Annotated in this window: 18 protein-coding genes and 3 tRNA genes; 5 read left to right on the top strand and 16 right to left on the bottom strand. The window is 70.8% G+C overall.

Annotated features, from left to right (window positions below):
* Positions 1-92: 92 nt before the first annotated feature.
* From ASH01_RS04490 to ASH01_RS04475, 4 genes are all read right to left on the bottom strand, one after another.
* A complete protein-coding gene (locus tag ASH01_RS04490; RefSeq protein WP_056771811.1) occupies positions 93-980 on the bottom strand; it encodes an NAD(P)-dependent oxidoreductase in 888 nt (295 codons plus the stop codon).
* Complete coding sequence (locus ASH01_RS04485) at positions 973-2043, bottom strand: zinc-dependent alcohol dehydrogenase (RefSeq protein ID WP_235509522.1); 1071 nt, start codon at positions 2041-2043, stop codon at positions 973-975. Before ASH01_RS04485 ends, ASH01_RS04490 begins: the two co-directional genes overlap by 8 nt.
* Positions 2044-2057: 14 nt before the next feature.
* A complete protein-coding gene (locus ASH01_RS04480; protein WP_056771808.1) occupies positions 2058-3038 on the bottom strand; it encodes a zinc-dependent alcohol dehydrogenase in 981 nt (326 codons plus the stop codon).
* A 110-nt stretch (positions 3039-3148) separates the two neighbouring features.
* Positions 3149-3856, bottom strand: a complete 708-nt coding sequence (locus ASH01_RS04475; protein ID WP_056771805.1) for a helix-turn-helix domain-containing protein — start codon at positions 3854-3856, stop codon at positions 3149-3151.
* A 389-nt stretch (positions 3857-4245) separates the two neighbouring features.
* Here ASH01_RS04475 and ASH01_RS04470 point away from each other — a divergent pair, with 389 nt between their 5' ends.
* Complete coding sequence (locus ASH01_RS04470; protein WP_056771802.1) at positions 4246-5313, top strand: SDR family oxidoreductase; 1068 nt, start codon at positions 4246-4248, stop codon at positions 5311-5313.
* 55 nt (positions 5314-5368) lie between these two features.
* Here the strand turns inward: ASH01_RS04470 and ASH01_RS04465 are convergent, their stop codons facing one another.
* Together ASH01_RS04465 and ASH01_RS04460 are read right to left on the bottom strand one after the other, a co-directional pair.
* The gene (locus tag ASH01_RS04465; RefSeq protein ID WP_056771798.1) at positions 5369-5797 is read right to left on the bottom strand and encodes a pyridoxamine 5'-phosphate oxidase family protein; all 429 of its coding nucleotides are present in this window, start codon (positions 5795-5797) and stop codon (positions 5369-5371) included.
* A gap of 111 nt (positions 5798-5908) precedes the next feature.
* A tRNA-Phe gene (locus tag ASH01_RS04460) sits at positions 5909-5985 on the bottom strand.
* 238 nt (positions 5986-6223) lie between these two features.
* On the opposite strand from ASH01_RS04460, the gene ASH01_RS04455 reads away from it, so the two are divergent.
* A complete protein-coding gene (locus tag ASH01_RS04455; RefSeq protein WP_056771795.1) occupies positions 6224-6790 on the top strand; it encodes a YceI family protein in 567 nt (188 codons plus the stop codon).
* Between the two features lie 39 nt (positions 6791-6829).
* On the opposite strand, the gene ASH01_RS04450 is transcribed toward ASH01_RS04455, so the two are convergent.
* A complete protein-coding gene (locus ASH01_RS04450) occupies positions 6830-7351 on the bottom strand; it encodes a hypothetical protein (protein WP_043647959.1) in 522 nt (173 codons plus the stop codon).
* 159 nt (positions 7352-7510) lie between these two features.
* Complete coding sequence (locus ASH01_RS04445; protein WP_056771791.1) at positions 7511-8533, bottom strand: M12 family metallopeptidase; 1023 nt, start codon at positions 8531-8533, stop codon at positions 7511-7513.
* Positions 8534-8723: 190 nt separating this feature from the next.
* On the opposite strand from ASH01_RS04445, the gene ASH01_RS04440 reads away from it, so the two are divergent.
* Positions 8724-9305 carry a dihydrofolate reductase family protein gene (locus ASH01_RS04440; RefSeq protein ID WP_056771788.1) on the top strand — a complete coding sequence of 194 codons (582 nt, stop codon included), beginning with the start codon at positions 8724-8726 and terminating at the stop codon, positions 9303-9305.
* A 100-nt stretch (positions 9306-9405) separates the two neighbouring features.
* On the opposite strand, the gene ASH01_RS04435 is transcribed toward ASH01_RS04440, so the two are convergent.
* Positions 9406-11544 (bottom strand): MMPL family transporter, encoded by a 2139-nt coding sequence (locus ASH01_RS04435; protein WP_056771783.1) that lies wholly within the window; start codon positions 11542-11544, stop codon positions 9406-9408.
* Between the two features lie 200 nt (positions 11545-11744).
* On the opposite strand from ASH01_RS04435, the gene ASH01_RS04430 reads away from it, so the two are divergent.
* Complete coding sequence (locus tag ASH01_RS04430; RefSeq protein WP_056771780.1) at positions 11745-13181, top strand: GuaB1 family IMP dehydrogenase-related protein; 1437 nt, start codon at positions 11745-11747, stop codon at positions 13179-13181.
* Positions 13182-13324: 143 nt separating this feature from the next.
* Here ASH01_RS04430 and ASH01_RS04425 read toward each other — a convergent pair whose 3' ends face one another.
* Genes ASH01_RS04425 through ASH01_RS04415 form a run of 3 tightly spaced genes read right to left on the bottom strand, consistent with a single transcriptional unit; the run spans position 13325 to position 16395 of the window.
* Positions 13325-14035 carry an HAD family hydrolase gene (locus tag ASH01_RS04425; protein WP_235508505.1) on the bottom strand — a complete coding sequence of 237 codons (711 nt, stop codon included), beginning with the start codon at positions 14033-14035 and terminating at the stop codon, positions 13325-13327.
* Positions 14025-15311 carry a fatty acid desaturase family protein gene (locus tag ASH01_RS04420; protein WP_056771777.1) on the bottom strand — a complete coding sequence of 429 codons (1287 nt, stop codon included), beginning with the start codon at positions 15309-15311 and terminating at the stop codon, positions 14025-14027. Before ASH01_RS04420 ends, ASH01_RS04425 begins: the two co-directional genes overlap by 11 nt.
* Before the next feature lie 13 nt (positions 15312-15324).
* Positions 15325-16395, bottom strand: coding sequence for a ferredoxin reductase (locus ASH01_RS04415; RefSeq protein WP_056771774.1), 1071 nt, complete (start codon positions 16393-16395; stop codon positions 15325-15327).
* A 171-nt stretch (positions 16396-16566) separates the two neighbouring features.
* Between ASH01_RS04415 and ASH01_RS04410 the strand changes: the two genes are divergently transcribed.
* Complete coding sequence (locus tag ASH01_RS04410) at positions 16567-17685, top strand: PucR family transcriptional regulator (protein ID WP_327191900.1); 1119 nt, start codon at positions 16567-16569, stop codon at positions 17683-17685.
* 119 nt (positions 17686-17804) lie between these two features.
* Here the strand turns inward: ASH01_RS04410 and ASH01_RS04405 are convergent, their stop codons facing one another.
* From ASH01_RS04405 to ASH01_RS04390, 4 genes are all read right to left on the bottom strand, one after another.
* On the bottom strand, positions 17805-18761 hold the full coding sequence (locus ASH01_RS04405) for a D-2-hydroxyacid dehydrogenase family protein (protein WP_056771770.1): 957 nt from the start codon (positions 18759-18761) through the stop codon (positions 17805-17807).
* A gap of 74 nt (positions 18762-18835) precedes the next feature.
* Positions 18836-18909, bottom strand: a tRNA-Asp gene (locus tag ASH01_RS04400).
* A 32-nt stretch (positions 18910-18941) separates the two neighbouring features.
* Positions 18942-19014, bottom strand: a tRNA-Glu gene (locus ASH01_RS04395).
* Positions 19015-19130: 116 nt separating this feature from the next.
* Positions 19131-20177, bottom strand: coding sequence for a PHP domain-containing protein (locus ASH01_RS04390; RefSeq protein WP_056771768.1), 1047 nt, complete (start codon positions 20175-20177; stop codon positions 19131-19133).
* Between the last annotated feature and the right edge of the window lie 23 nt (positions 20178-20200).

Below are 20200 nucleotides of genomic sequence, written 5' to 3'. Positions count from 1 at the left end.
GCGTTAACAAGAGGTTCACGCTCGGGTCTTGGTCAACGAGACAAGACCGTGATGCGCGCCTCGGGACGGACACCCCGAAGCGGGCGAAACGCCTACTCGCGTGGGTCCCCTGCGGACTGGATACGACTCAGGTCGGCCATGTCTCGCGAGCCCCACCCGGCGTCGACGGCGCCCTGCACGCGCTGCAGCGTCTCCTCTGTCACCGGCAGCGCCGCGCCGGTCGTCCTGCCCTGCTCGGTGATCAGGCGCAGGTCCTTGGCGACGAGCTCCAGGCTCATCGCGATCGGCGTCTGCGGGTCGAGGAAAGCCGGGCGCTTGTAGTGGACGAAGGGAGCCCCGACGACACTGCGTTCGAGCACGTCGTAGGCCTCGGTCCGAGTGACTCCGGACCGCTCCGCGAGGACGAGGGCCTCCGCGAGGGCCGCGTTGAGGTCGTGGACCACGAGGTTGACCGCGAGCTTCATCGCCTGGCCTGCGCCGACGTCACCCACCCGGAGCACCTCGGCCGCGAAGGACTCGAGGATCCCCCGGGCGGCGATGACGTCGTCGGGCCGCCCGGACGCCATGACCAGCAAGGTGCCGGCGGTGACGGCGGGCACGCTCCCCGACACGGGAGCGTCGACGAAGCGATGTCCTGCCTCGGTGAGCCGGCGACCCAGACGCGTTGCCGCCGCCACTCCGCTCGTCCCCAGGTCGATGACGAGGCAGTGGGTGGGCAGGGCGCTCAGCACGGCCTCCGAGAGCAGCAGCGACGTGGTCACGTCGCCGTCCGCGAGCATCGTCAGCACGACGTCCGCGTCCGTCACGGCCGCCGAGGGGGTCGTGGCCAGGACGAGCTCGCCGTGTGTCTGCGAGTCCACCAGGGCCTGGGCGGATGACAGCGTGCGGTTCCACACCCGCACCCGGTGCCCTGCGGCGGCCACGCGTCGCGCCATCGCCGACCCCATGCGGCCGGTGCCCAGGATCGCGACGTCAGCCACGGCGAGGGTCCACCAGGATCTTGCCGCCCGCGGAGCCGGCCACGATCGGGTCGAGACCACGAGCGACGACATGGTCGAGGGGCACCGTCGTGGTGCCGATGACGCCCGCCAGCGGACTGCTCTCGAGCAGCGCGAGGGCACGGGGGATGTCCGTGGCGCAGATGTGGGCGACGGTGGTCGCGATGTCGACCTCACGCAGCACGATGTCCGCGAGGCCGAGCTCCTGCGGGGCCTTGACGAGGCCCACCAGCAGCGTCCGCCCTCCTCGCGCGCAGAGCGACAGCGCGCGGGCCGCGGCGCCGGGCGCGCCCGAGCTCTCGATGACGACGTGGGGCTGTCGGGGAACGAGGTCCCGTAGCTCCTCGAGCGTCGTCTCGCGGCTCACCGCGACGGTGCTCGTCGCACCGAGTCGTCGCGCCACGTCGAGGCGGTCGGGGTCGACGTCCACCACGGTGACCGTGCCCCGGTGGCCACGCAGCCCGGCCAGGACGAAGGAGCCGATCGCGCCGGCGCCGAGCACGACGACGTCGTCCCCGTCAGCGATCCCGGCGCGGTCGATGGCGTGCAGGCCGACCGCGAAGGGTTGTGCGAGCGCCGCTTCGGTATCGTCGCACCCGTCCGGGATGGTGACCAGGGTGCTGACGGGAGCGACGACGAGCTCGGCGAGTCCACCGTGGGTCGACAGTCCGAGCGTGTAGTAGCGCTCGCACAGGTTGGTGCGACCGGCCGCGCACCACCGACAGGAGCCGCACGAGACTCCCGCGCCGCAGGCCACCCGTCGGCCGGTCCAGCGTCTGCCGCCCCCGTCCCCTGCGTCCGGGCCGGCGGCGACGACGGTCCCGATGAACTCGTGGCCGAGCACGGTGGGCCCCACGTGGCCGCTGCCGGTGTGTCGGTCCGTGAGCGGGACCATCATCGGTCCCTTCGCGTACTCGGTGGCGTCGGTACCGCACAGGCCGTTGAGAGCGACCTGGATGAGGACCTCACCCTCGCGGGGTCGTGGCTCTGGTCGGTCCTCGACCCGAAGGTCCAAGCGACCGTGGAGCACTCCTGCGCGCATCATCGGTCCCCTACCCGTCAGAGCCGGGCGGACGAGGTGATGTGGACCTTGACCTGGGACCGGTCCTCCAGAACGGCGGTGATCGCCTTCTCGGATTCCGCCAGCTCGTGGCTGGAGGTGACGAGTGGGCTGAGGTCCACCCCGCTGCGGGACAGGAAGCGCAGGGTCTGCGGCCAGACGCCGGGGGAGCCGATGATGCCGCGGGCCTGAAGCTCCTTGGACTGGAACAGCCCGAGCTTCGCAGGGGCGGAGCCGCCCACGTCGATCCCGATGTAGACGATCCGGGCGCGGAACGCAGCGACCTCGAGGGCCGTCGCCATCGCCGCCGGCTTGCCGCTCGCCTCGAAGACGACGGAGGCCCCGTCGCCGTCGGTGGCCTCCTGCACCGCGCCGACGAAGCCCTCGGCAGTGGGGTCGAGCACCTCGTCGGCACCGAGGCGCATCGCGAGCTCCCCCCGGTCCGCTGAGGGCTCGGCCACGACGACCTTCGCACCTCGGCCCACCGAGGCAGCCACGACGCCGAGCCCGATCGGTCCGGTCCCGAGCACGAGAACCGTGTCGCTCGCGTCGAGGTTGTCGGCGCGGACCGTCGCGTAGTAGCCGCAGCTGAACGGCTCGACCAGGGCGCCCTGGGTCCACGACAGGTTGTCGGGCAGGCGGTGGAGCCAGGCCTCCTTGGCCAGGAAGAACTCGGCGGCGGCACCGCTGATGCTGAAGCCGAAGTGGTCGTCACCGATGACGCACTCGCCGACGACCCGGTCGCCGACGCCGAGACCCTTGACATCCCGGCCCACGCGGACGACTTCGCCGGACCACTCGTGGCCGGGGATCACCGGGTAGGCGAAGGGGATGATGTAGCGGCCGGCGAGCAGCTCGATGTCGGAGTGGCAGATCCCGATGCTCCGACTGGCGACGAGCACCTCGTCCGGGCCCGGCTCGGGGACGGGGACCTCGTTGAGGTGGAACTGGTCGGGCCCGGTGAACTGCAGCGCGCGCATATGACGTCCTCGGCAGATGGCTCGGAGCGGTGCAAACCGCTGAACAGGTGGAACGACGGGAGTTCAGTCAGAGTGAACGCTCGGCGACGACCTGTCAAGCAGTACGGCGGTCAGGACGTGGGGTGGACCACGAACCAGATCCCGCGGGCCGGCTGTGAATGCAGGTTGCGGAAGAGGTGGGGCTGGGAGGAGTCGAAGCCGAGGGCCTCCCCCGCATGCAGGGTGAAGACGTCGAAGCCCACCGTGATCTCGAGCTCGCCCTCGAGGAGGTATCCGAACTCGGCGCCGGCGTGCTGCAGCATCCGGCCGTCGTTGGTCGAGTTGCTGTGCGGGGGATACACGATCTCGATGAAGTCGAGGTCCCCGCCGGTGTTGTCGGCCAAGCGTTCCCACACGACGCCGGTGTCCATCTCGAGGCGGGATCGGCCGCCGGACCTGGTGACGGAGACGCGCTCGGCACGACCGGTGCGGGGAACGGCGTCGACAGGGGAGCTGATCTCCGACCTGCTCGGGAGGCCCTCCGCGTTCGCCGGACGCGAGGCGGCGGCCAGGGTCTCGGTGCCGTCGGCGTCGTCACCCGTGCCCGAGGGTGGGATCGCAGCGCCGCCGTCCACGGCGAAGAGCTCGTCGATCGACACGCCCAGCAGCTGGGCCAAGGAGTAGAGGGTGGCCACCGACGGCTGCGACTTGCCGTTCTCGAGCTGGGACACGAAGGAGGGCGAGACCCCCAGCTGTCGGGACACCTCGCGAAGGGACATCCCGGTGGCGAGCCGCACCTTGCGGAGGCGGCCACCGAGGTTCTCGACCTGCTCGACCACTCTCGGCTCACCTCTGTGCTGGCGTCGGTTTTCCCCGACAGTAGCGCGAGGCGACCCGTCCTGCCCGATCCGCCGGGCGCTCACTCGGGCACCGTCGCGTCACGACTCGGGACCGGCTCGCCGCGGCGGCACGTGCCGGGCCTGACGTGGCGCGAGAGGGTGGGCGCGGCGTTGGTCCGGGTGAGGATGCGTCCAGCCATGGGGGTCCTCCTCGGGAGCCGGGATGTGGTCGGGGTGGAACGGTCGAGGGCAGACGCAGGCGAGCTGTTTCGAGGTAACGTTAATCATCACTTGACGCCCTGTCCAGATCGCGGCACCATCGGCCTGTCGCGGACATGGACGCTCGGACGTCACCAGCCGCACCGTCAGCATCGCCCGAAGGAGCGCGCATGGCACCCACTGCCCTCGTCGTAGGAATCACCGGCATCGGTGGACAGAACTGCGCGCACGCCCTGCTGGACAAGGGTTTCGACGTGGTGGGCCTGTCCCGCTCCGTGCGCGAGCCCGTTCCCGGCGTCGACCACGTCCTCGCTGACGTCCTCGACCCCGAGTCCGTCGAGCGTGCGGTCGCGGGCAGGTCGATCTCGCACCTGGTGTTCACCACCTGGCAACGGCAGGCGACGGAGGCCGAGAACTGCCGAGTCAACGGTGCGATGCTGCGCAACACTCTCGAGGTCCTCGGTCGCACCACCACGCTCGAGCACGCCGTCCTCGTGACCGGCCTCAAGCACTACCTCGGTCCCTTCGAGGCCTACGCCAAGGCTCCGGCCGAAACGCCCTTCCGCGAGAGCCAAGGGCGACTGCCGTTCGAGAACTTCTACTACGTCCAGGAGGACGCGCTCTTCGAGGCAGCGGCTCAGCAGGGCTTCACGTGGTCGGTGCACCGACCGCACACGATGATCGGCTACGCGCTCGGCAACGCGATGAACATGGGGGTCACGCTTGCCGTCTACGGCAGCATCTGTCGCCAGACGGGGCAGCCCTTCGTGTTCCCCGGGAGTCCACAGCAGTGGGCAGGCGTCACCGACATCACCGACGCTCGCCTACTGGGCAGGCACGTCGCATGGTCGGCGACCGACCCCGCCGGGCGTGACCAGGCGTTCAACACCGTCAACGGTGAGGTCTTCCGGTGGCGCCAGATGTGGAGCCGGGTCGCGGAGGGCCTCGGTGTCGAACCCGCCGAGTACCCCGGTCAGCCGCAGCCCCTCGAGGGGCGCATGACCCACGCCGACGAGGTGTGGGCCGACCTGGTCGCGCGCCATGGTCTTGCCCCGCACCCGGTGGCGGAGCTGGCGTCGTGGTGGCACACAGATGCTGATCTGGGGCGCACGGTCGAGACGTTCGCCGACATGGGCAAGAGTCGCAAGCTGGGCTTCCTCGACTACCAGGACTCGGCGGACTCTTTCCTCGACCTCTTCGAGTCGCTGCGACAGCGAAGGATCATCCCTCCCCTGTGAGCCGGGAGCGACGAAACCGCGGTCCGGACACGGGTCCGGGTGCCGGTCGCAGTGGTCACGCCTCGCCGGCGGCCCAGCCGGCGACCCGGACGATGCGACACACGAGCAGCCGGTGGAAGGGCTTGTCGGCGTAATGCGGCACGGTGCTGGCCAGCCGGTCGGCGAGGTCGTCGGTCAGCGAGGACGGCGGGTCGCTGACGTGCCGGAGCTCGGCGCGCACCCACCAGAGCCTCGACCAGTCGTCGTCCTCCCAGCGCTCGATGAGCAGGGAACCCCGCGGGTCGGCCGCCAGGTTGGCCTCGCGCTGAAGCCGGGAGAACGTCTTGGGCTTGACCGTGTCGATCGGGATGCCGACGTGCCCGTCGTCGCTCACGGCATACACGACCGGGACCGGGTCGGGGCCGCGGTCGGGGTGCAGCGTGCACAGCACGCCGTGGACCTGCTCGCGCAGGCGTGACCGAGCCGTCTCCTCGTTGAGCCTCATCGCGTGCGCTCCTCATCGTCGGCTGGTGCCCAGAAGTCTGGTACCAGCCTCCGCCCATCCCGGGAACGACGAAACCGCAGGTCACACGATGGTGACCTGCGGTTTCGGGGGTGGTGGCCAGGGGCGGGGTCGAACCGCCGACCTTCCGATTTTCAGTCGGACGCTCGTACCAACTGAGCTACCTGGCCGCGACAACGAGTGGAACTATAGCCGACCCCTCGGGGCATCAGGCAAACCGCCCGCGGCTGGCGCATCGCGTGCGTGTGCGGGATCGTCGGGGGGTATGGGAAGGACGGCCGGCGGGGGCTCAGGGCCGGGACTCCGTGCTCCGCACTTGCCAACGAACGAGGCGATAGTGAAAGATTCAAGCACCCTGGGTCGTGAGAGGATGCCGCGACTCATCCATCGACCTGCAGGGGAGAGACCATGACCGACCACGGATCCGCGTTGAGCGGGGACTGGGACTTCGACCCGGCCCACACCCGTATCGGCTTCTCGGCCCGGCACGCCATGGTGACGACGGTGCGCGGCTCCTTCAACGACGTGACCGGCCGCCTCTACGCCGACCTCGACGACATGGCCAAGTCCTACGCCGAGGTCGTCCTCAAGGCCTCGAGCGTCGACACCCGCAACCAGCAGCGTGACGACCACCTGCGCAGCGCCGACTTCTTCGACGTCGAGAAGTGGCCCGACATCCGCTTCGAGAGCACGCAGATCGAGGAGGTCGAGGAGAACGCCTACATGGTCTCCGGCAACCTGACGATCCGCGACGTCACCAAGCCCGTCACGATCCCGATCGAGCTCATCGGCGTGCAGACCGACGCCATGGGTGCCCTGCGGGCCGGCTTCGAGGGCTCGCGCCGGATCAACCGTCGCGACTTCGGCCTCGAGTGGAACATGCCGCTCGACGCCGGCGGCGTCCTCGTCTCCGAGAAGATCTCGCTCGAGTTCGAGATCTCCGCCGTCAAGCGCGGCACCGACCAGCAGGCCTGATCAGCAGGCCTGATCAGCAGGGCTGATCAGCAGGGCTGATCAGGCCCCCGGACCCTTCGTGCGCACGTCGGCGACGTGCGACATCGCCTCGCGCAGCTCGCCGAGCCAGTCGCTCTCGTGCTGCCCGACGAGCTTGACGCACCAGGCCAGCGCCTCGGCGCGGGACCTGGCGACGCCGGCATCGACGAGCGTGTCGAGGACGAGTCGCTCCGGCTGACGCAGCCGGGTCATCGCCGGCGCGGCGACGTGGGTGAACAGCTCCGTGCGGTCGCCGACGCGGACGGCCCACGACACCTTGCGCTCGAAGCGGTGCTCGGCCTCGCGGGCGATCTCGATGCGACGACCGCGGGTGTCCTCGCGGAACGCCTTGGCGCGCCCGGCGCGGGCCTCGTCACGCTCGGCGTCGCTCGACCCGTCGGGCAGGTCGACGTCGGTGACGGTGAGGACGACGGTGATCTCCTCGCGGTCGACAGTGATCTCGGGCGGCGTGCTGCGCCACTCCTCGGGCAGGCGGCCGACGAACCAGCCGCGCACCCGCTCCAGTGCTTCATTCGTAATCATGTAATCAGGATTACTCCATTACGAGCGATCGTCAACGCCTTACGCCGGAGGCAGAGCGCGAGGACGTATGCCGTCGGGTGGCGTGCAGACGGCATACGTCCTCGGTGGAGGGCGTGGCGTGGCCCGAAGGGGCCGTCGGGCTCCGTGGCGCGAACCGGCTCAGCGCCGGCGGACCCGGATCGAGTAGGCGCCGGTCCCGCTCGGCCGGTAGTGGCGCACCTGGGCGACGTAGCGGCCCGGGGTCAGCCCGGCGCGCACGCGCGCGTTGACGCCGTAGCCGCTGTCGTCGTCCTCGCCGACGAGGTCGGTGTCGCTGTTCGGTCCGAAGAGCGAGAGGTAGACGTCGGTAGAGCCGCGGGTCGTCACCTCGTAGAGCCCGTCGCTCGCGACGTCGAAGGCGTAGAGGTCTTCCTCGCCCGCGGCGCCGATCGAGCCCTCGACCTTCGGGCCGTCGACCGTCAGGGTCGCAGCGTCGGTGACGACGGGAGCACCCTTGGGGTACATGGCTGCTCCCGCGACGAACGCCTTGTCGAGCGACGACAGGTCGTCGTTGGCGTGCGTCGCGACGCCGTTGAGGGTCCACGTCGCCGGGAACGCGTAGAGCATGATCGAGTCGGGGTCGAACTGCGTCCCCTTGATCTGGTCGACGGCGTACTTCATGAAGACGTTGTGGCGCACCTTCGCCTCGTCCCAGCGGTTCGGGGGGCCCGCGAGGGCCGCGATGACGACCGGCTCGTTCCACTGGATGCCACCCTCCGGGTTCGAGTGCTCGTGGGCGAGCCCGATGGCGTGGCCGAACTCGTGCCCCGCGGTGCCACCGTCGAGGAAGCCGAGGTTCATCGTCGCCTCGTTGCTCGGGATGCCCTTGTTGTCGGTGCCGACGTAGGACCACGCGCCGTCGGTCGGGTCGAAGGAGACGCGAAGATCGGCGTTCGGGTGGTTGCCGAAGTCGAAGGAGATGTTGCAGGCGGCCTGCCACCACGCGGCCTGCTCACGGGCCTTGGTCTGCTGCGCGGGCGTGCCCTCGAGGAAGCGGACCGTGAGCGTCGTGCCGTTCATCCACGCCTTGCCGATGGGTGAGATCGCGCGGTCCGCGCCGTCCGGGCCACGCTCGCGCCGGTGAGGGCGCATCAGGTCCTTGGGAAGGATCCGGTCGAAGCACACGTGCGGTGCATCCGTCATGGCGTTCCCCCAATCGGTCCGGGGCGCAGTCGCGTCCACCGTCCATGGTCCTCCCGCGCGCGCTCGCGCACAGCAGAACGGGCGTATGCCGTGTGGTTGCTCTCGTGGGCCGCTGCGGGCCGGTTGACTCCTGCACGAGCGACAGCCCACGATGGATGATTTGGGGCACCCCAGAGCAGAGGAGAGCGCCGTGGGCACGGTGGTCATGTACGGCTCGGTGTCGGCGGACGGCTTCGTCGCGGACGAGGACGACCAGCCCGGACCGCTGTTCGACTGGTTGTCCGACGGTGACGTCCCGTTGGACGAGAGTGGCGAGCTGCAGGTGTCGCAGACGTCCTACGACTACATCCGGCCGTACTGGGACCAGATCGGGGTGACACTCGTCGGCCGCCACGTATTCGACCTGACGGACGGCTGGGACGGGAAGCCTCCGAGCGGCATCGACCACGTGGTCGTCGTGACGCACCGGCCGCCGCCCGACGGCTGGGACCCCGAGGCGCCGTTTCACTTCGTCGACGGCGTCGAGGCAGCCATGGCCCAGGCGCAGGAGCTTGCGGGTGACCGCATCGTCGAGGTCGCCGCTGGTGACGTCGGGGGCCAGATGCTCGCCGCGGGCCTCGTCGACGAGGTGCGCATGGACGTCGTACCCGTCGTGCTCGGGTCCGGCAAGCGCTACTTCGGCTCGGTCCACGCCCAGCACCTGCTGGAGGATCCCGACGTGGTGATCCAGGGTGACCGGGTGCTGCACCTGCGCTACCGGGTGCGCCGTTGACCGATCCGAGCGGGTGACACCGGATCGGGCCTCCGGCTGCGCCTGCGCGTCGCTGCCCCGTGCCCGACGCGCCAGCCGACATCCAGCTGGCGACGACCGCTCAACCCTGAAGAGCCGGTTCGGCGGCGGGCTCGGGACGCTCTGCTGCTGCGGTGGTCGCGGCATCGGTGCGGGCGAGCCGGCTCGGCCACCACATCCGTGCCCCGATGTCGAGGTTGAGGGCGGTGATGAGGACCGAGCGGACGATCAACGTGTCGAGCAGGACGCCGAGTGCCACGGCGAAGCCGATCTCGGCGAACGCGACGATCGGCATCGTCGCGAGCACCGCGAAGGTGCCGGCCAGCACGAGCCCCGCCGACGTGATGACCCCGCCCGTCGCAGCGAGCCCCACGAGCGACCCGCGCCACGTCCCGACCTTCTTCGCCTCCTCGTGGACTCGGGTCATGAGGAAGATGTTGTAGTCGATGCCGAGGGCGACGAGGAAGACGAAGACGAAGAGCGGGAACGAGGAGTCGGCGCCGGCGAACCCCAGCACGTGCCGGAAGACCAACGCGGACAGGCCGATTGCCGCTCCGAAGGAGAGCAGGACCGTCCCGATGAGGACGAGTGGTGCGGTGAGGGCGCGTAGCAGGAGCACGAGGATGAGCAGGACGACGCCGAGGATGACGGGGATGATCCGCTCGTTGTCGTCGGAGCTGGCCCGGAGCGTGTCGACGCGGGTCGCCGTGTCACCTCCCGCGATGGCGTTCGCACCCGGCACGGCCGCGATGGCCGTCCTGATCCGGTCGAGCGCCGCGGTCGCCGCGTCGGAGTCCGGGGCCGAGGTGAGGGTGGCCTGGATGAGCGAGCGGCCGTCCCGAGTCACCGGGTCGGTGACCGTGTCGACGCCGTCGACCGCCTCGAGCGACGACCGCACCTGGGCGGCCGCGGCCTCGTTCGCGAGGACGAGGACCGGGGACCCCCCGCCGGCGGGGAAGTGCTTCGCGACGATCTGCTCGCCGATCACCGACGGCGGCGTCGTGTAGTAGGAGTCCTTGTTCTGCAGCCCGACCGCGTTGAGCTGGAGCACCCCGAGCGACGCGATCGCGAGCAGGAGCGACGTCACCACCCAGGTGCGTCGCGGTGCCCGGGCGATCCGGGCGCCGACGCGGGCCCAGACCCCGTCGCGGGTGCCGTCGACGGAGCCCAGGGTCGGGCGGACGGGCCAGAAGACCCACCGGCCCAGGACGACGAGCAGGGCTGGCAGCAGCGTCAGCATGACGAGCAGGGCGACGGCGATGCCGATCGCGGCGACGGGGCCCAGTCCCTTCGTCGAGCTCATCGACGCGAAGAGGAGGCAGAGCATGCCGGCGACGACCGTGGCACCCGAGGCGAGGATCGCCGGGCCGGCGCGGTGCAGGGCAACCGCCATGGCCTCGTGCCGGTCGGCGTGACGGCGCAGCTCCTCGCGGTAGCGCGCCACGAGGAGCAGCGCGTAGTCGGTACCGGCGCCGAAGACGATGACCGTGAGGATGCCGGAGCTCTGTGCGTTGACCGTGAGGGTGTCGCCATCGGCGAGGAAGTAGATGACGCCCTGCGCGACGAACAGGGCGGTGCCCGCCGAGACGACGGGAAGGAGCCAGAGGATCGGGCTTCGGTAGGTGATGAGCAGGATGAGGATCACGACGGCCATCGCGCTGTAGAGCAGCTTGCCGTCGATGCCGGAGAACGCCTCCGACGAGTCCGCGCCGTAGCCGACCGGCCCGGTGACGTGCATCGAGAGACCGGCGGGCCCGTTGGCGGCGATGTCGCGCATCTGCGTCGCCGTGGTGCTGAGGGAGTCCCAGCCGGCTTCCCCGGCGTCGACCGGGACGATGACCTGGAGCGCCTGGCCGTCGGCGGACGGGATCGGGCCGACCGAGTCGCGCTTGACCGGCTCGAGGGCGTTGAAGCGCACGACCTGCGCGGTCACGGCAGCGAGGTCGGCCGGCGTGACGCCGCTCGGCCGCTCGTAGACGATGACGGCGGGGAACTCGTTGGTGCTCTGGAATGCCGAGATCTGGTCGACGACCTGGGTCGACTGGGCGTCCGCGGGAAGCCAGGACGCGGCCTCGTTGTTGAGGACCGACTGCAGCTTCGACGACGGGCCGGCGAGGAAGCCGACCACGACGATCCAGAAGCCCACGACGAGCCACTTCGTCACCCGGGAGGACGGGATTCGCGCAAGCCGCCCGACATCGCCGATCCTGTTGTCATTCATGGCATTTGCCCCCTACCGGAGTCTGCCGCGCAGTCGCGGCGCCATCAACGCTAGGGCCGCCGACAGCCGCGCGAACAGGGGTTGGGGCCTGGTTGGGGGTCCACTTCAGGGTCAGGTGGGGGAGGACCCTGACCCCGGGGCCCCGTCAGGGCCGGGTGCCGACCGCTGCTCGCCCCCGGAACCGCCTACCATGGGTTCCCGTGCAGTTCCTCAACGGTCTCCAGCCCCAGCTCGACCTCACCTACGACGACGTCTTCATGGTGCCCAGCCGCTCGTCGGTCACGAGCCGCCTCGACGTCGACCTGTCGTCGGTCGACGGCTCGGGCACGACGATCCCGCTCGTCGTCGCCAACATGACCGCCATCGCCGGTCGGCGCATGGCCGAGACCGTCGCCCGACGTGGCGGCATCGCCGTCATCCCGCAGGACATCCCCGTCGAGGTGGTCCGCGACGTCGTCGGCTGGGTCAAGCAGCGCCACCTCGTCCACGACACGGCGATCACCCTCGAGCGGCACATGACCGCCGGCGAGGCACTCGTCCTCATCGGCAAGCGGGCCCACGGTGCCGCAGTCGTCGTCGACGGTCCGAAGCCCGTGGGCATCGTCACCGAGAAGGACCTGACCGGCGTCGACCGCTACACGCAGGTGCACGACGTCATGCACGAGGACATGGTCGTGCTGCCCGACTCCATCGACCCGCAGGAGGCCTTCGAGCGGCTCTCGGCTGCGCGGCGCAAGGTCGCCCCCGTCGTCTCCGAGCACGGCGAGCTCGTCGGCATCCTGACCCGGGGTGGTGCGATCCGAGCCGGTCTCTACCAGCCGGCCGTCGACGACAGGCAGCGCCTGCGCGTGGCCGCCGCGGTCGGCATCAACGGTGACGTCGCGGCCAAGGCGGCCGAGGTGCTCGACACCGGCGCCGACGTCCTCGTCATCGACACCGCCCACGGGCACCAGGACAAGATGATCGACGCGTTGCGTGCGGTGCGCGCGCTCGACCCGCAGGTGCCGGTCGTCGCCGGCAACGTCGTGTCTGCTGCCGGCACACGTGAGCTGATCGAGGCGGGTGCCGACGTCGTCAAGGTCGGGGTGGGCCCGGGGGCTATGTGCACGACCCGGATGATGACCGCGGTCGGTCGGCCACAGTTCTCGGCCGTGCTCGAATGCGCCGCGGCCGCAAGGGAGCTCGGCAAGCACGTCTGGGCTGACGGTGGAGTGCGGCACCCGCGCGACGTCGCCCTCGCGCTCGCGGCAGGCGCGTCCAACGTCATGATCGGTTCGTGGTTCGCAGGCACGCTCGAGTCGCCCGGGGACCTCTACACCGACAACGACGGGCGCCAGTACAAGGAGTCGTTCGGCATGGCGAGCAGCCGGGCCGTGCGCAACCGCACCGCGACCGACACGGACTACGACCGCGCCCGCAAGTCCCTCTTCGAGGAGGGCATCAGCACGGCGCGGATGTACATCGACCCCGCGCGCCCCTCCGTCGAGGACGTCATCGACGAGATCGTCGCCGGGCTGCGCAGCAGCTGCACGTATGCCGGTGCGCGCACGCTCGAGGAGTTCCACGAGCGGGCCGTCGTCGGGCTCCAGAGCACGGCCGGCTTCGCCGAGGGGCGCCCGCTCCACACCTCCTGGTGACTCCGGCGCCCGACGGCGGCGCCCGACGGCGGCGGACGATCGGCGCGAGACCTGCCGGATGATCCGCCGTCCGGTGTGGTGATCACCCCACTTAAGCGCGGACCTTCACGCGGTCACCGCTCGGGAGGCGACGGCATACACGATCAGTGGCGCTTGCGGCCGACCTCGACGATGCGCCAGCCACGCTCGCGCGCGAGCTCTCGCAGCTCACGATCGGGGTTGACCGCGACGGCCTCGCCGACGCGCTCCATCATCGGCAGGTCGCTGACCGAGTCGCTGTAGGCGACGCACCGCGCGAGGTCGTAGCCGCGCTCGGCAGCCAGCTTCTCGATCTCGATGACCTTGCCTGCGCCGTAACAGAACTCGCCGGTGAGGTGCCCGGTGTAGCGGCCCTCCTCGTCGAGCTCGCTGCGCGTGGCGACGGCGCCCTCGAGCCCTAGCGCGGCCGCGATGCGGCTGACGAGCTCGATGGGGGAGGCTGACACGACGATGCGGTCGTGGCCGGTGGCGCGCGCCTCGGCGAGCAGGCCCATCGAGGCCGGGATCGCCTTGCGCACGATGCCCGGCGTGATCGCGTCGGTCAGGTGGATGATGTCGGACTGCGGGATGCCGGCCACCGCCCGGAGGATGCGCTCGCGCAGGGCCTCCGAGCCCTCGTCGGTGGATCCCTTGCGGTGGAAGGAGATCGCGTTGAGGGTGTCCTTGACGAGGTCCTTCCACGGCACGTGACCGCCGCGGAAGGCGGCGATCGCGAGCGGGTAGTTGGCAGAACCTCTGATCAGGGTGCGGTCGAGGTCGAAGAAGGCGGCCGTCGGCACCGGTCGTGCCGACGACACGGCAGCCTCAGCCGACACGGGCCACCATCGGCAGGGCGGGACGCCGCGGCGGGACCGGGGCGTTGACGGCGCGGGCGGCGTTCTTCGGCAGCGGTCGCGGCCGGTTCGGCAGGGCGAGGCGGAAGACCTTGGCCCACGCCTGGTAGACCTGCTTGGGCAGCGGGCCGGTCGTGTACGGCAGGCCGTAGCGCTCGCAGATCTCACGCACCTCGACCGCGACCTCGTGGTAGCGGTTGCTCGGCAGGTCGGGGAAGCAGTGGTGCTCGATCTGGTGGCTGAGGTTGCCGGTCATGAGGTGCATGAGCTTGCTGCCCGAGATGTTGGCCGAGCCGAGCATCTGGCGGATGTACCAGTCGCCGCGGGTCTCGCCCTCGATCTCCTCCTCGGTGAACGTGTCGACGCCGTCGGGGAAGTGGCCGCAGAAGATGACCGAGTGTGCCCAGACGTTGCGGATGGCGTTGGCCGTGAAGGTGCCGATGAGCGCCTGCTTGCCCGAGCCGAAGGGGACGGCGGCGAGCGGGGTCGCGGCGTAGTCCTTCGTGAACTGGCGAACGACCTTGCGGCCCATGGCCTTGAGGTCCTTCTTGAGGTCGTCCTTGGACTTCTCGCCGTCCTTGACCGCTTCGAGCTCGAGGTCGTAGATGGCGATGCCCCACTCGAAGAACGGCGCGAGGATCATGTTGTAGAGCGGGTTGCCCAGGTTGCCGGGGTGCCACGGCTGGTCCTCGTCCATGCGCAGGATCGAGTAGCCGACGTCCTTGTCCTTGCCCAGCACGTTGGTCCACGTGTGGTGCAGGTCGTTGTGCGTGTGCTTCCAGGCGGCCGCCGGGGTGACGAAGTCCCACTCCCACGTCGTGGAGTGGATGTCGGGGTCGCGCATCCAGTCCCACTGGCCGTGCAGGACGTTGTGGCCGATCTCCATGTTCTCGAGGATCTTCGCGACGCTGAGCATCGCGGTGCCGGCGACGAACGCCGTGCGCTTCTTCGAGAAGAGCAGCGTGGCGCGGCCGGCGACCTCGAGGGTGCGCTGGACGCGGATGACGCGGCGGATGTAGGCGGCGTCGGCAGCACCACGCGTCGCGATGACGCGGTCGCGCAGGGCGTCGAGCTCCTTGCCGAGCTGCTCGACGTCGGCGTCGCTGAGGTGCGCGGCGGCGCTCGGCCGCTTGGCGGGTCCGCCGGACGCCGCGAGGACCGGCTTCCGGTTCCGGGTCGTCGGGGCGGTGCCCTCGGCGACGCCGGTGGCGGCGGCCTCGAGGGGCGTCGTCGTCGGTCGGTTCGTGGTGGCTGTCATGGTGGTTCCCTTCTCAGATGTCCAGGTGGACGGGTCCGGCGGCCGCGTTGACACAGGTCTGGATGAGCTCGCCCTCGTCACCGTGGACCTCGCCGGTGCGCAGGTCGCGGACCTTGCCCGCGACGAGCGGGACGAGGCAGCTGCGGCAGATGCCCATGCGGCATCCGCTCGGCATGACGACGCCGCAGTCCTCGCCGGCGTCGAGGAGGGGGACGTCGCCGGCCGCCTCCACTTCCTTGTCGGACTTCTCGAACGTCAGCAGCCCGCCCTCGCCGCCGGAGCCCTCGAGCAGGACGGGCGCGAAGCGCTCGATCGTGAGGCCCGCGTGCGTCGCGTCGTCGCCGTCGCGCTCCCACAGCTCGGTGGCCGCGTCGAGGAAGTCCGTGGGTCCGCAGGCGTATGCCGCCCGCTCGCGCCAGTCGGGACAGAGCGTCTCGAGGTCGGTGACGTCCGACAGGTCGAGGCGGCGCCCGCCCTCCTCGCGCGTGAACCAGTGGCGGACCGTGAGGCCGGGGAACTGGTCGGCGAGCTCGAGCAGCTCGTCGTGGAAGAGCGCGTCGTCGCGGGTGCGCGCCGAGTGGACGAGGACGACGTCGGCGTCGGGTCGGCGGGGCACGAGCGTGCGGATCATCGACATGACGGGCGTCAGACCGCTGCCGGCCGTCAGCATGAGGAGCGGGCGCGGGTGCTCGGGGAGCACGAAGTCGCCCTGCGGGGTGTCGAGGAAGAGGATGTCGCCGACCTTGGTGCTGCGGGCCAGGGCCGTCGAGACGAAGCCGATCGCGGTGACGGTGATGGCGGGGTCGTGGCCGACGGCGGCCGACAGGGAGTAGCTGCGCCACTGGCGCACGCCGTCGATCTCGACGCCGATGCGGGCCCACTGGCCGGCGGCGTGGGGGTTCCAGCCGCGGCCGGGACGGAAGTGGATCGTCGTCGAGTCGGGGGTCTCGCGGACCACCTTCGTGACGACCCCGCGCAGCTGCCGGGCCGAGGCCAGCGGGTTGACCAGATTGATGATGTCCTCGGGCGCGAGCGGGGTCGTCAGGAGCGACGCCACACGCCGGAGAGCTCTGATCTGGGTCATCCTCCTATGGTCCTCGACGAGAGGCTTCCGGATCTTGGGGTGGCGCGTACTCTTTGGGGTAGGAAACTGTTGCGTGACGACAAAAGGCAGGAGACCGAAGTGGCGTACGCCACGTCCGACCCGCCGTGGTTGTCTCTCCCCGCCGAAGTGACGACCGTGCTACGTCCCGTCGTGACCGACATCGTCGAGGCGATCATCGAGGGCATCCCGCGCGACGTCCCGGTCTACGCGATGCCGATGGAGGGCCGTTTCGGGCAGGGCGTCCGGCGCGGTGTCACGGTCGCCCTCAACCGCTTCCTCGACCTGCCGGGCACCCGCCTGCAGGCGCTGTCCGAGGACGGCAAGTGGGTCTACGAGAACCTCGGCCGCGGGGAGGTGCGCTCCGGGCGGAGCCTCGAGTCCCTCCTCGCGGCCTACCGCTACGGCGCGCGGGTCACCTTCCGCGCGATCTCGCGCACCGTCGACGTGTCGCAGCTGCCGCCCGACGTGCTCCTCTCGCTCGGCGAGTCCCTCTTCGCCTACATCGACGAGCTGTCCGCGGCCAGCGCGCAGGGCTACGCCCAGGAGCAGTCCGAGCGCGCCGGTGAGCAGCTGCGGCTGCGCGGCGAGCTGCTCGAGATGATCCTGCGCGGCGACTCGAGCGACGGGGGCGTGGCACGTCTCGCGGCGGCCGTCGGCTGGACCCTCCCGGAGGTCGTCGTCGTCGCCCTCGTGCCCTTCCCGCACGTCGACGGGCTGCGCGGTGCGCTCGGTCCCGACGGCCTCGTCACCGAGCGAGGCACGGACGTCCTCATCGTCTTCCCGTTCCTCAGCCGCAAGGCGCGTCGTCGCGACCTCGAGCGCGCGCTTCGGGGCCGGCGCGCCATCGTCGGGCCGGCGCGCCCGTGGCAGCAGGCGGGTGAGTCGCTGCACCTCGCGACGGCGGCGGGGGCCCACGGCGTCGCGCCCGGACCGGACCGGCCGGACGCCGACGGCGCCCCCGTGTGGGTCGAGGACCACCTCGCCGAGCTCGTCGTCCTCGCCGAGCCGCTCGCCACGGACGATCTCGCCCGCACCCGCCTCGCGCCCTTGGACGGCCTGCGACCGGCCGTGCGCGAGCGCCTCACCGAGACGCTCCTGTCCTGGCTGCGCCACCAGGGCCAGCGTGCCCCGATCGCGGCCGAGCTGTTCGTCCACCAGCAGACCGTCGGCTACCGCGTGGCGCAGCTCAAGGAGCTCTTCGGCGAGGCGCTCGACGACCCCGAGGTCCGCTTCGAGCTCGAGCTCGTGCTGCGCGCCGGCCACCGCTGAGGTCACGGGCGCGGTCGGGCCGGCCGGACGGCATACGCCGTCGGGCAGGTCGTGCGCGCGATCGCGCGGCTCGGGTCGCCGGGGCGCAGCCGCCGCGCGACCTCGCGCCCGACGAGCGGTCAGAGCGTGCGAATCGGGGAGCCGTCGAGGTATGCCGTCACGTCCTCGACGACGCCGGCCCAGAACGTCGCGTAGACGTCACGCGTCACGTAGCCGAGGTGGGGCGTCAGGAGCGTGCGCGGTGCGGTGCGCAGCGGGTGGCCGACGGGGAGAGGCTCCTCGTCGAAGACGTCGAGGCCGACGCCCCCGAGGTGACCGCGCCGGAGGGCCGCGAGCAGGGCTCGCTCGTCGACGATCGGGCCACGGGAGGTGTTGACGAGCAGTGCGCCCGGGCGCAGGAGCGCCAGCTCGCGCTCGCCGACGAGGCCGCGGGTGCCCTCGGCGAGGACGAGGTGGATCGAGACCACGTCGGACCCGGAGAGCACGGCGTCGAGGGAGGCCGCCCGGACTCCCGCCTGCTCGGCGCGCTCAGCCGTGAGGCTCCGGCTCCAGGCGACGACGTCCATCCCGAAGGCGCGGCCCACGGAGGCGACCTGCGTGCCGATGCGGCCGAGCCCGAGCAGACCGAGCGTGTGCCCCGCGAGGTCGCGGCCGACCGTCGTCTGCCAGCCGCCCTCGCGCACGGCGGTGGCCTCGGGGACGAGCTGTCGTGCCAGCCCGAGGACGAGGGCCCACGTCAGCTCGGCAGGGGCGGTGGCGAGGCTCTCGGTGCCGCAGACGGTGATGCCGGCGGCGGTGGCCGCGGCGACGTCGATGCTCGGGTTGCGACGGCCGGTCGTCACCACGAGCCGCAGGCGGGGGAGCGAGGCGAGCACGGCGGCCGGGAGCGGGGTGCGCTCGCGCATGACGACGACGGCGTCGTAGCCGGCCAGTCGCTCGACGAGGGCGCCGACCTCGCTGACGTGGTCGCGGAAGACGTCGACGGTGCACGGAGAGCTGGGGTGGTCCGTGACCGGAGACCAGTCGGCGCTGGACAGGGCGACGCCCTGGTAGTCGTCGAGCACCGCGATCCGCACGGACCCCAGCGTACGAGGCGCCGGACATGCGAGAAGCGCCGCTCTCTGATGAGAGCGGCGCTTCTGGTGTCTTGCGACCCCGACCGGGCTCGAACCGGCGACCTCCGCCGTGACAGGGCGGCGCGCTAACCAACTGCGCTACGGGGCCTTACTGGGTGGTGCGTGTCGAACTGTACTGCGTATCCCCAACGGGATTCGAACCCGTGCTGCCGCCGTGAAAGGGCGGAGTCCTAGGCCGCTAGACGATGGGGACCTGCCCGACCTATCCGTTGGGACGTCGAAACTATATGGGAGATTCTGGCACCGTCCAAATCGGCTCCGAACCCCCGTCCGGGGGCGGCCGGATCGCCTCCGGGACAGTCTCTCCGATCAGCCCTTGGCCCACGCCCGGACCTCGTCGACGGGCCACGTCGTGACGATGCGCTCGGCCGGGATGCCGAGGCGCTCGGCGCGCTCGCAGCCGAGCGACTTCATGTCGAGCTGCCCCGGGGCGTGCGCGTCGGAATCGATGGTGAAGAGGCAGCCGAGGTCGCGGGCCAGCTCGATGAGCTCGTCGGGCGGGTCGCACCGCTCGGGACGCGAGTTGATCTCGACGGCCACGTCGTGCTCGAGGCAGGCGCGGAAGACCTTCTCGGCGTCGAACTGCGACGGCGGGCGCTTGCCGCGGTTGCCCGTCACGAGCTGGCCGGTGCAGTGGGCGAGGACGTTGGTGTGCGGGTTGCGCACGGCGGCCACCATGCGGGGCGTCATCTCGAACGAGGGCTGCCGCAGCTTGGAGTGGATCGAGGCGGTGACGACGTCGAGCTGGTCGAGCATGTCGTCGTCCTGGTCGAGCGTGCCGTCGAGGTGGATGTCGACCTCGATGCCCCGAAGGAGCGTGAACGCGTCGCCGAGGCTCGCGTTGATGGCGTCGACACGCTTCAGCTGGTCGGTGAGGCGGGCCCGGCTCAGGCCGTTGGCGACGGTGAGGCGCGGCGAGTGGTCGGTCAGCGCCATCCACTCCTGCCCGAGCTCGACGGCGGCGAGCACCATCTCCTCGATCGGGCTGCCGCCATCACTCCAGTTGGAGTGCGCGTGGAGGTCTCCGCGGAGCGCGGTGTAGAGCTCGGCGCCCCCGGTCGTCAGCGGTGCGCCGTGCTTCTCCTCGGCGGAGACGAGGTAGGCCGGCAGGACGCCGCGCACCGCCTGGCCGATGATCGCGGCGCTCGAGTCGCCGATTCCCTTGATCTGCTTGAGGGTTCCGGCCTCGACGCGCTCCTTCAGCTCATCGTCGCTGATGAGCGTGATCGCCTCGATGGTCTTGCGGAACGCGTCGACGCGGTAGCTGCTCTCGCGGCCGCGCTCGAGGAGGAAGCAGATGCGTCGCAGCGCGTCGAGCGGGCTGATCGGGGCCTGCGGAGGGGTCGGCTGCTCCATGTCGAGCAGCCTAACCGCGGCGG

The organism is Terrabacter sp. Soil811 (assembly GCF_001429655.1).
In the GTDB taxonomy this organism is placed as follows: Bacteria; Actinomycetota; Actinomycetes; order Actinomycetales; family Dermatophilaceae; genus Terrabacter.
Note: the sequence above shows the minus strand (reverse complement) of the source record. Positions and strands in the feature narration are given on the sequence as shown.